Source organism: Bacteroides sp. RTP21281st1_H5_RTP21281_210402 (genome assembly GCF_040918965.1).
GTDB lineage: Bacteria > Bacteroidota > Bacteroidia > Bacteroidales > Bacteroidaceae > Bacteroides > Bacteroides congonensis.
Map to the genome: position 1 here is coordinate 1 of NZ_JBCOWR010000002.1, position 12354 is coordinate 12354.

Annotated in this window: 7 protein-coding genes; 4 read left to right on the plus strand and 3 right to left on the minus strand. The window is 41.8% G+C overall.

Annotated features, from left to right (window positions below):
- The coding region (locus AB5443_RS03675) for an ISAs1 family transposase (protein ID WP_368119590.1) at window positions 1-585 on the minus strand (585 nt) is incomplete at its 3' end.
- A 744-nt stretch (window positions 586-1329) separates the two neighbouring features.
- On the opposite strand from AB5443_RS03675, the gene AB5443_RS03680 reads away from it, so the two are divergent.
- Complete coding sequence (locus AB5443_RS03680) at window positions 1330-2538, plus strand: hexokinase (protein WP_277135287.1); 1209 nt, start codon at window positions 1330-1332, stop codon at window positions 2536-2538.
- A 57-nt stretch (window positions 2539-2595) separates the two neighbouring features.
- Here AB5443_RS03680 and AB5443_RS03685 read toward each other — a convergent pair whose 3' ends face one another.
- Window positions 2596-4587 carry a glycoside hydrolase family 97 protein gene (locus AB5443_RS03685; RefSeq protein ID WP_368114308.1) on the minus strand — a complete coding sequence of 664 codons (1992 nt, stop codon included), beginning with the start codon at window positions 4585-4587 and terminating at the stop codon, window positions 2596-2598.
- A 189-nt stretch (window positions 4588-4776) separates the two neighbouring features.
- On the opposite strand from AB5443_RS03685, the gene AB5443_RS03690 reads away from it, so the two are divergent.
- Window positions 4777-6291 carry an SLC13 family permease gene (locus AB5443_RS03690; protein WP_368114309.1) on the plus strand — a complete coding sequence of 505 codons (1515 nt, stop codon included), beginning with the start codon at window positions 4777-4779 and terminating at the stop codon, window positions 6289-6291.
- Window positions 6292-6369: 78 nt separating this feature from the next.
- Here AB5443_RS03690 and AB5443_RS03695 read toward each other — a convergent pair whose 3' ends face one another.
- Window positions 6370-10386 (minus strand): two-component regulator propeller domain-containing protein, encoded by a 4017-nt coding sequence (locus AB5443_RS03695; RefSeq protein WP_195664068.1) that lies wholly within the window; start codon window positions 10384-10386, stop codon window positions 6370-6372.
- Between the two features lie 233 nt (window positions 10387-10619).
- On the opposite strand from AB5443_RS03695, the gene AB5443_RS03700 reads away from it, so the two are divergent.
- Together AB5443_RS03700 and AB5443_RS03705 are read left to right on the plus strand one after the other, a co-directional pair.
- Complete coding sequence (locus AB5443_RS03700; protein ID WP_022136600.1) at window positions 10620-11222, plus strand: RNA polymerase sigma-70 factor; 603 nt, start codon at window positions 10620-10622, stop codon at window positions 11220-11222.
- A 34-nt stretch (window positions 11223-11256) separates the two neighbouring features.
- On the plus strand, window positions 11257-12276 hold the full coding sequence (locus AB5443_RS03705) for a FecR family protein (RefSeq protein WP_368114310.1): 1020 nt from the start codon (window positions 11257-11259) through the stop codon (window positions 12274-12276).
- Window positions 12277-12354: the final 78 nt, after the last annotated feature.

Below are 12354 nucleotides of genomic sequence, written 5' to 3' on the forward strand. Positions count from 1 at the left end.
ATAATTTGCATCACGCTCAATAATGGTCCGGGTTATATCTTTCTGACATCCCATCGCGTCAATTGTAACAATACAACCACTTAGCTCCAAAGAGTTAATCAACAATGGAATAGCTGTAATCTCATTGCTTTTATCGTCTACTTTTACCTGACCTAAAGAAATTCCATTAGCCGCAGACCAGGCGGAAACCATCCATAATTTGAATCCTTCTTTTCCCGTAGTATGCTCTCCATCACATTGGCTTGGACCACGCATGAGCTTGCCATCTATAGCTACAACGCCTTTCACCTCCTGACAGACTTGTTTTACCCAATTACGAAAGATCAACTCAAAATACTCGGGCTTTATTATACTGAAGAATCTATTAAAAGTATCATGACTGGGGATGAACTCCAGGTCAGGTATGCGACTTTTGAAAAAAGCAATTTTCGCATTGCCAAATTCCTCAATCTCATTCCAGGATTGGGCGCCACAGATTACAGCAGCAATGGATATATAGATAATGGTTTCCATTTTATGTACTTTTTTGCGGTTCATCCTAGGATCTTCTATTTGTTTACAAAGGTCAATTATACCAATTTTCATGTTAGTTTATGTTTTAAAATATCTTATAAAGATAAGTAAAATAATCGACATAAACAAATGATAATATATTAATAACCAATAATATAGAAAAGAAATAGCAAATAAGAATATAGTAATAAATATAATGCGTCTGCCCTGTTTTCTATAAGCATTTCTATCGTTGCACTCCAGTACACAGGCTTGTGCACTCTAGTGCACATGCCTAGGCACTCGAGTGCACAAAGCTGTGTACTCGAGTGGAACAAGACAGATGGCTATAGAAAAACATAGCAATGATTAATCAAAAATATAGAGACAACAGGTGAACGGCATAAAAACAAGCTATAAAACACAGGAAGTTGATAGGGAGTTGACAAGGAATCGACAGAAAGTTAACAGGGAATCGACAGAAAGTTGGCAGGGAGCCGGCAAAATCAGAAAAGAAATACAAGGGTAATGGATGAGAAATGCGATAAAAAAGAGAAAAAAACTATGAAAATAAGGCTAAAGCCAATGAGAAATGGTTGAAATAGCTATGAGAAACACATGATTTTTAAGATGAAAAAGCATAAAAACAATGAGAAATGCCGTTTCTGATTTCATTTCTCATTCAATCATATCACTTATTTACAGACAGTTGTCACTTGAGCTATGAGAACATGAGAAATGAATTTAAAATTCGTTTTTAGTAGGCGCTATTGAGCAAAATCAATCTTCAGTTGTTATTCATGCATAAAGATAACATATACACTAAAAGTCAATATCATGGAGAAGAATATTTTTAAGTTAGATAATGAGCAACTCAAAGAGATAGCACGTTCATTCAAAGAAAAAGTAGAAGAAGGACTGAGCATTGAAAATGCTGAAATTCAATGTATTCCTACGTTTATCACTCCCAAAGCAAATGGTATTAGCGGCAAGTCGTTAGTGCTTGATTTAGGTGGGACAAACTATCGGGTGGCGCTCGTTGATTTCAGAAAATCTACACCCGCTATCCATCCAAACAATGGTTGGAAGAAAGATATGTCGATTATGAAATCACCCGGTTATACTCGTGAAGAGTTATTCAAAGAGTTGGCGGATATGATAATCGGAATAAAACGAGAGGAAGAAATGCCTATCGGTTATTGCTTTTCTTATCCGGCTGAATCCACGCCGGATGGAGATGCCAAACTGCTGCGTTGGACAAAGGGAGTTGACATTAAAGAGATGATTGGAGAATTCATAGGAAAGCCCCTACTCGACTATCTGAATAAAAGAAATAAAATCAAATTTACGGATATAAAAGTACTCAATGACACCGTAGCGAGTTTATTTGCGGGACTTACCGATAATGGTTACGATGCCTATATAGGTCTGATTGTAGGGACAGGCACTAATATGGCGACTTTTATTCCTGCCGACAGAATAAAAAAACTAAATCCGGCAGACAATATTCAAGGATTGGTTCCGGTCAACCTGGAATCCGGAAATTTCCATCCGCCATTCCTTACGGCAGTAGACAACACTGTTGATGTTATCTCCGGCACTCCGGGAAAACAACGTTTTGAAAAAGCAGTATCCGGTATGTATCTAGGGGATATCCTAAAGGCAACTTTCCCATTAGAAGAGTTTGAAGGGAAATTTGACGCACAGAAACTTACCGCCATCATGAATTACCCGGATATTTATAAGGATGTATATGTACAGGTGGCGCAATGGATTTATGGCAGGTCGGCACAGTTGGTGGCAGCTTCACTTACCGGACTTATCATGCTGTTGAAATCGTATAATAAAGATATACGGAAGATTTGCCTGGTTGCCGAAGGCAGTCTTTTTTGGAGTGAGCACAGAAAAGGTCGGGATTATAACGTTATCGTTGCAGAGAAACTGCGGGAACTTTTCAGGTTATCCGGCCTGGAAGACATCGAAGTCGATATAAAAAGTATGAATAATGCGAATCTGATAGGAACAGGCATTGCCGCACTATCTTGATAAAAAAACGATGCTGTATCAAAGTCGCTAAACTGATACAGCATCGAATTTATTTCATCATTTTATCTGAAGAGCAAAACCACCGCCGGGCGCCAGATGAATTTTTAATTTATTGTTTTTCTTTATCGAAAGGGATTCACGTTTATAATCACGTCCTACACGATGAGCATTTACACCATCCTTGAACAATGTAGCGTTGTGTGTTTTATCATCCCCCAAGAAAGAGCAGTCAACTTCTATATCACGTGCAGTCCAGTCGGTTATTCCACCTACATACCATATATTTCCTTGCCGGCGTGCAGTCACGATGTACTCTCCCATTTTACCGTCAAGAACAATGCTCTCACCCCATACGGTAGGAATCCCGGCGATGAAATCCGTCGATTCCGGTTCGCGCATATAGTTGCCCGGATTATCACACAACATATTGAAAGGTGATTCAAAGACTACGTACAAAGCTAATTGACGACAGCGCGTGCCCTGGCTCATCGGTTCTGAGTTGCAAGGATAATAATTACCTTTTGATGCATTGCGCATAGCTCCTTGAGTATAATCCATCGGGCCGGAAACCTGGCGGATGAAAGGAATCATCACATCATATTTCACCTGGTCGAGCGAAGCCGGACTCCATTTCATCTGTTCCAGACCGTTCACTCCCTCAAAATTCAACACATTGGGGTAAGTACGGTTCAGACCTGCCGGTTTGTGTGTTCCGTGCAGATCGAGAATCAACTTATATTTTGCGCACATCTCAGCAGCCCGATAATTGAAGGCAGTCATTTCCTGGTCGTCACGATCCATGAAATCGACTTTGAAACCTTTCACTCCCATGGCGGCATAATGACGGCAGACGTTCTCCATATCACGTTCGAAAGCATAGTAACCTGCCCAAAGAATGATACCTACATTCTTGGAAGCGGCATAGTCTACGAGTTCTTTCAAGTCAATCTCTTTCACAACCTGCATCAAATCTGCTTTCAGATTTACCGCCCAGCCTTCGTCAAGTATCACATATTCAATTCCTTTTGACGCTGCAAAATCAATATAGGCTTTATAAGTCGCGTTATTTACGCCTGTGACGAAATCAACGCCATCCAAGTTCCAGTCATTCCACCAGTCCCAAGCTACCTTACCGGGTTTAATCCACGAAATGTCCGACAGGCGTGAAGGAGCTGCCAGAAGATAACTGAGATTGCTTGCCGCAAGGTCTTTGTCCGCAGTGGTGACGATGGCCATGCGCCAAGGAAAGCTCCGGGGGGTATCGACTTTGGCAATATAAGCTTCGCGTTCTTTCACGAGCATCTGGAGTTTATTATGTCCACCCTGTTCTGCCCGTTTCGGGTAAGGGGCGAATATCCCTTTCAGGCTGTTCTCTCCTTCGGCAACAGACAGGTAAAGTCCCGGATAATTTTCCAAATCGGATTCTGTGATACACAGTTTCACACCTTCTCCGGCATCTACCACCAATGGCAGAAACATCAGGCGTTGTTTATTCAGCTTTGACAGTTTATCCGTGGTATATGTGTTCTCAAAAGAATTATAGAATTGGGAGTTAAAGTCACCGTCTTTTCCAGTCCTGACGTAAGGAACGGTAGCCGTCATGTCATTCGGGAAACGATAGTCCACCTCTTCATCAACCACTTTGAAAGGTTTCTTTGAGCGGTTGATGAAACGATAAACAATGCCGTCGTCGTAGGCACGGAATTCTACGTTCCAGTCTTTCTTGAACCGCAATGTCAGTTCATTATAATAATCTCTCAATTCATTGGCACGATAGAAAGGAGAAGGTATCATCCGGTCGACACTCTTCCGGGAAGTGCCGGATAATTTCGCCTTTTCACCCCAAACTTCGCCATTATCCAATGTCATTGAAATAGGAGAAGCGGCAAGTATTTGCCGTCCGTTGCAGGTGATGTCATAAGTCAGTTTATCACCCGTTGTAATAGTAGTTTGCAGTTTCCCGTCCGGAGAACTCAGCGTAAATGTTTTTTGGGCTTGTGCAATAAATGCACACAACACACACATTAGCAAGACTGTCAGTTTTTTCATGGTTTTAATCATAATTGTTATCAATCCGGTACAAAAATAGAAATAATAAATTAGCAACTTGCTATAAAACCTCTCCAAAAACGCTTTAAAAAGCCAGACCTACGAAAAAAAGTTCTTCACCCAATTATGACATATAGAATAAAAAGCTATTTTTGCACCGTTTTTTTAATTTTATCTTAAACTAATATCATGTACAAAATTTTTCACGGCTTTCATCTGGTGGAAGCTTATCAGGATTTAAAGAAAGCCAAACGGTTGGCAAAAAGTCAGACAGCAGCCCGATGCATAAAGTTAACCATAGCTATTGTAACTTCTCTTATTTTATGGCTTCTCCCTATTGAAACATTCGGAATAGACGGACTGACCGTTATCGAACAGAGACTGATTTCCATTTTTATTTTCGCCACTCTGATGTGGGTATTCGAAGCTATCCCCGCATGGACTACTTCCGTGCTGATTGTTGTCTTACTACTGCTTACCGTATCGGACAGCAGCCTGTGGCTTTTCACACAAGGGATTCCGACAGCAGACCTGGGCCAGACAGTCAAATACAAATCCATCATGCACTGTTTTGCCGACCCTATCATAATGTTGTTCATTGGTGGTTTTATACTTGCCATCGCAGCAACTAAAAGCGGACTGGACGTATTGTTGGCACGCGTCATGTTACGCCCGTTCGGAACACAGTCACGTTATGTATTATTAGGGTTCATTCTTGTTACGGCCGCATTTTCAATGTTCCTCAGTAACACAGCCACGGCGGCTATGATGCTCACCTTCCTCACCCCTGTCCTGAAAGCTCTGCCGGCAGACGGTAAAGGAAAAATCGGTCTTGCCATGGCTATTCCCGTAGCCGCCAACGTAGGCGGTATGGGAACGCCCATCGGTACACCTCCCAACGCCATTGCTCTAAAATACCTGAATGATCCGGAAGGTTTGAACCTGAACATCGGCTTCGGAGAATGGATGAGTTTCATGATGCCTTACACCATTATCGTATTGTTTATCGCGTGGTTTATCCTCTTACGTCTGTTCCCTTTCAAACAGAAAACCATCGAACTGAAAATCGAAGGCGAAGCAAAGAAAGACTGGCGTTCTATAGTAGTGTATATCACTTTTGCCATTACGGTCGTACTATGGATGTTCGACAAGGTGACGGGAGTAAATTCCAATGTAGTGGCAATGATTCCTGTAGCAGTGTTCTGTGTAACGGGAGTCATCACCAAACGCGATCTGGAAGAAATCAGTTGGAGTGTGCTATGGATGGTAGCAGGCGGCTTTGCTTTGGGTGTCGCCTTACAGGAAACAGGACTTGCCAAACATATGATTGAAGCTATTCCGTTCAACACATGGCCTCCTGTACTGATGATTGTCGGCTCCGGACTGATTTGCTATGCTATGGCAAACTTCATCTCACATACGGCTACCGCCGCATTGCTTGTTCCTATTCTTGCCATCGCGGGAACCAGTATGCGTGAAAACCTATCTTCACTCGGTGGGGTAGAAACGTTGTTGATTGGAGTGGCAATCGGTTCATCACTGGCAATGATATTACCTATCAGTACTCCTCCCAACGCGCTGGCACATGCCACGGGCATGATTCAGCAAAAGGATATGGAGAAAGTCGGTATCATCATGGGAATCATCGGACTGATACTGGGATATACCATGTTGATTATACTCGGCTCTAACAATTTATTATAAAGAATCTCCTTTCTACCAAATTAAGACATAAAAACAAGCCCTGTGAGAACCAGTCATTCTTACAGGGCTTGTTGTTTATCAGTCTTGTTCCGAAGGCTGCGGATGTGTCTTATCCGATTCCGCATACTTGCTCGGACTTACGCCATAATACTTTTTAAATACCTCACGGAAGTATTTTGCATCCGAGAATCCGACCATATCCGAAATCTCCGCTATTGTATATTCATCTTGCTTCAACAACTGTGCAGCATGTTGCAAACGTATCATCCGGATATAATCGGCCGGAGCATAACCGGTCAACGCCTTGAGTTTGTTGAAAAAGCTCGTACGACTCATATGATGCCGGCTACTGAGCATCTCCACATTAAAGTTCGGATCTCCCATATTTTTCTCTATACATTCCTTGACAGAAGCTATAAATTTCCAGTCCAGAGTATTAGTGCAATTGACCGGGAAATCCTGTTCTTCATCTTGAATGCTATTATACACCTGACGGAGCAAAGTACGATTCGTAAGTATGTTCTTAATCGTTGCCTTGAGTATCCCTACACTGAAAGGTTTGGTAATGTAGGCATCCGCTCCGATTTCCAGTCCTTCGAGCATATGCTTCTCGTCTCCCAGTGCAGTCAGCAAGACGACCGGGATATGAGACATCTCAATATCCCCCTTTATAGTTGTGCAGAGTTCATCTCCACCCATCTCAGGCATCATTATATCGGATATGACAAGATCCGGATCAAATTCCCGTATAATGACAAGGGCATCCTTTCCATTCGGGCAGGACTGGATATTATAACTTGTATGAAGCATATCCACCAGATAATTGCGCAAGTCATCATTATCCTCCACTATCAGGATGCGATGCAAGGAACTGTTGATGCGGGATGTATCCATGGCCGGCAATTCGGAAGTACTGCCCGGTATGATAGTCTCCGGACGTTGTTCCAACGGCTTGGGAGAGATAAATTTTGCTTTATGGAGATGAGTATTTCCTTTCGGGAAAGTAACCCGTACACATGTGCCTTGGTGTTCGGTACTCTGAATCTGGATCTTGCCTTTATGCAACTTGACCAGTTTGTATACCAGCATCAGTCCGATTCCGCTACCTGTCACTTTCAGATTGACGACATTACTACCCCGAAAACAATTCCTGAACAATTTTTTCTGTTCACATGAAGGAATACCGATTCCTGTATCTTTCACCTCAATACTCCATGTATTTCCTTCCTCGCAGGCAGAAATACATACGCTACCGTCCTCAGGTGTATATTTCAGTGCATTTGACAGGATATTCTTCAGGATAGACCCCATCTTGTCACTATCAAACCATACATTCAGATAGTCAAAATTGCTTTCGTAAACAAACCTGACATGTTTCATTTCGGCATATTTGCGGAAAGTGGAGCAAACATCATTCATATAGGTATTCAGTTCATATTCGGCAACATAGAGTGTGGAAGAATAGACATCTATCCGCTCGAAATTTATCAGATTGGTTGTCAGTTGAAGTAATGTGTTCACATTCTTGAGAGCCATATTCATATGCGGCAACGCCTGCTCAGCCACCATGCGATTTTCTACGACTTCCTCCAACGGGGCCTTTATCAATGTAAGCGGCGTCCGTATGTCATGGGCCGTATTAATGAAGAACCGCGTTTTCTCGTCCGACACTTTCTTCTGTTTGTGCAGCATGATGAGACGGAATATGGCAACCATAACCAGCACCAACAGAAGAGCATATCCCACCATCGCCCACACACTGGCCCACGCCGGGGATGTTATGACAATCTGAATGTTTCTTGTCTCATAGGTCTTATACTTCTCTTCATTGGATATGGCACGAATTTGCAACGTATAGTTGCCGGGGGGCAGGTTTCTGACAAGAATCCGGTTGTCCTGGCTCGGACGGCTCCACTCTTTATGATAACCGTCTATCTTCCATGAAAAGAGAATGTTGGAAGGATAATCATAATTGATGGAAGCTACATCAAGAGAAAACGTGTTTTGCCCGTAGGCCAGTTCAAGCCGGTCGGTTTCGTCAATATCCTTCTCCAGAGGTGAACCTTTATCCCCCGGATAAACGGGATGATAGGCTATCATAAAATCGCGCAGTAACAGACGTGAGTAATGCGGTTCCGGTATCTGTATATCTGTCGGAAACCTGACAGCACCGTCATTGCCACCGAAAACGAGCGTACTTTTGCTACAAGTCGTAGCGGAACCGGCATTGAAATTGACACTCATCAATCCTTGTTCCCGTGTCCAGTTGCGGAAAGAGTGTTCCGCAGGTGAATAAATGGTAATGCCGTTCTCTGTACCCATGAGAAAACTCTTGTCCTGACGCGGAAGAATGGTATAAATATTGTCGGAGAGTAACGCGCAGTTGTCACTCCGGTACTGATGAATAAATTTCTTCTTATGGACGTCATAAACAATAAGTCCGGCGCCACGGGTACCAATATACAAAAGACCGTCTTCTCTTTGATATAACGCGCATATATAGAGAGATTCAACGGGCAGGTCAATGTACCGGTAAGCTCCGGTCTGTTTGTCAAGCAGATAGAGTCCCATCCGTGTGCCAATCCACATCTGCCGGGAATCCATCTCCTGGATAGTAGTAATAGAACTTACCCCCGGATATAGACGTACACTTTTAGTCTCAAGATTGATACGTTTCAAATGATAATACCCACCTGACCATATATCGCCCTTCGAATCTTTTTTAATGTCAAATATATATTGATCGGGCCGTACTCCTGCCATAGCAGCCGGAGAAATATAACTTACCTTAAACTCTTTCCTCTTCTCTATCTTGTAAATGCCCGACGTAAAACCACCGGCCCATATCACTCCCGGAGAGACTTCACACAGTGATAAAAAGATGTGATTTTCATCATCCGGCACCGAATCAAAGGAACTGAAGAAAGAACGCCATTCTTTTGTAGCGGTCTGATAAAGACTGATGCCGTTGCTGGTTGCAAACCAAAGGTCACCGTCACTATCCTCCATTACGTCATGAACCTGATCATTCACCAATGAACGGTTGTTCCCAATGGAATGCTTTATCAAGTCGTAACTCCCATAACGGTTGTTACGGATAGTAATGCCGGTAGGATAATTGGCAAGCCAGATACGGTCTTCTTCATCCACATAGATATCATTGATATTGTTTCCGTTCATCCCGTTATAACTACTATAATCGGCGGTTATATAGGGTTCACTCATGTAAGTATTCACATCCAGCTTATATACACCTTTTCCGCCTGTAGCTACCAGAAGCTCGTGAGCGTTCAAAGCTACAATCTGATTGACTTCCACATTATTGGGTGACTGACAGGGGATGATTTCTCCTGTACCACCCATATCATATATAAGTATTCCCTCCTTATAAGTTCCCACAAAGAGTTGGTTTGAAACGGCATGGTAATAGAGTTCATGTACTGGTGTATCGACACTTTCCGCCGTTTCATCAGGAATCTGTTTTAATTCCCCTTCCTCTATCCCGATGCGAAACAGTCCACTACCCGTACCGATAAAGAAATGGTTATCATCCGCCTGTTCGATAGCAGCAATTTCCCCTTCAACCGGAACCGGCATATGTGATGTTGTTCCGGTACGGATATTATACCAGGTTACGCTATCTTTACAGCATAGCCAAATACGGTCATTCTTGTCCAAATAACCGTAATTCAGAAATGCCTGCGACTTATTTCTGATCAGCTCCGGATGTACATAAACCAGTTCGAAGTTATCATGCTGCGAATCATATCTGAAAATACGACCTTTCTGACCGATTACCCATAACACATTCTTGTTGTCCATATAGAGCCAGTTCAAGGCAATCCGTGAATCCAACGTCATGTTATCGTCCGAAAAGTTGTAATGCTTGATATGTTTGCCGTCATAACGGTCTATTCCCTCCTGGGTCAGAAACCACATATACCCTTGCCGGTCTTTTTGAATATGGTATATTTTCTGATTATTCAGACCGTCTTCCAGTCCTATGTACTTATAAATTTGTCCTTTGCTTACAGTACTACTCATGAGAAGAAATATAAACAACAAACATCTTCTCACTATTACAAAACTACTCATGTCTTTCACAAATATTCAATAATTCCCTGCAAAAATATGAAAAAATTATTTAAACAACAAGTGGTTAATGTATTTATATTTCAATCGTAAAACGATATTTATTCCCATGCATCCTGTTTTTAGTTTGTGAAATAATATATCAAAAGTGAAAATGGAGAGAGAGTATTTTTCCGCCAATTAATTTGCATCTTTCAATATATTATCCGAATATTGCAGGGATGAAAAAGCACACCATGAATCCAGTTGATGAAAAAATCATAATAAAAAAGCTGAAAGCAGGAGACAATGATGCATACAAGTACTTGTATGACTATCATTATGTTGCCCTCTGCAAACTTAGTTATTATATGCTGAAGGACAAGGCGCAAGCAGAAAGTATAGTCAGTGATGTTATTTTTCACTTATGGGAGATTAGGGAGAATCTGGAACTTGTGCCTCCCCTACGTAATTACTTAATTATAGCTGTACGCAACAAATGCCTGAATTATCTGGCTCTCAAACAACAAGAAGTGGAAATCCGCTTTTCTGCTATGGAACGGGCAGGAATCCAACTGCAAAATATCATTCCGGACAATCAACAACCTCTGGGTACATTATTAAAAAAGGAATTGGAAGATAAAATTCAAGAAGCAATTCAAAAACTTCCCCCTGTCTGCAAGCAGGTATTTACAATGAGCCGCTTCCGGGAGATGAGTTACGAAGAAATTTCTCAGGAACTCGGCATTTCCGTCAATACGGTTAAATATCACATAAAGAGCGCATTAGTAGTACTAAAAAGAGAACTTGGAACTTTTTTATGCATTTTTCTCGCTTTTTATCCTACCCTCTTATTCTAAAAAACTGTAGTATATATAAAGGCAATCATTATTTATGAATGAACAATCACTACATACGGATACAGCCAACGATTGGATTACCGGTTATCTGACAAACAGCCTGACACCGGAAGAAACGCAATCATTGCAGGAATGGCTGAATGCTTCGGAAGAAAACAGAAAATATTTTTCCGATATGCAGGAAGTATGGATAGCCGCTTCGGACGAAACGGAGGATAGTAGCTTCAACAAAGACAAAGCCTATCAACTATTCTTAAAACAAATCGGGGCTACTCCCCAACAAGGTATCAATCAACGTAAAGCTTTCCAACTTCGCCCGTGGATGTATGCTGCCGCGATGATTATCGTTGTCTTTATTTGCGGAACGATTGCTTTTCAGAGTGGAAAGAGTGTTATCCGCAATCAGTTGACCCAGATCTCTATTGAAGCCCCGTATGGTTCAAAAACCAAATTATATCTTCCGGACGGAACGCTGGTCTGGCTGAATGCGGGTTCGAAGATGAGTTATGCCCAGGACTTCGGCATCAACGAACGGACACTGAATCTTACCGGAGAAGCTTATTTCGAAGTAACCAAGAATAAACATATTCCTTTTAAAGTACATACTGACGAACTGGACGTAAAGGTATTAGGAACCAAATTCAATTTCAGAAATTATCAGGACGATCTGGAAGCGAAAGTTTGTCTGCTCGAAGGTAAAGTGGCTCTCAGCGCCCAACAAAAGGAAACGATACTTCACCCGGATCAGCAAGCCCTATTAGACAAGAAAACCGGCAAATTATTGATTTCAAGTACTAAAGCTGCTTACAGTGCCGAATGGACAAACGACCGTCTCTACTTTGATGAAGTGCTGCTTTCAGATATCATTAAAGAACTGGAAAGAAGCTATGATGTGAAAATAACTGTTGCAGACGACACGTTAAATACGATTCGTTTCTATGGAAACTTCCGTAAAAGAGAACAAAGCATTCAAGAGATTATGGATGTATTGTCATCTACAGACAAAATGACTTATACCATGAATGGAAAAAATATTGTGATCACACTTCCCTAATGAACTGATGTTAAACCTTTAAAACTTAAAGAAATATGAAAAGCCATTTAGAAAAAACATGATTTACCTCTCTTGATA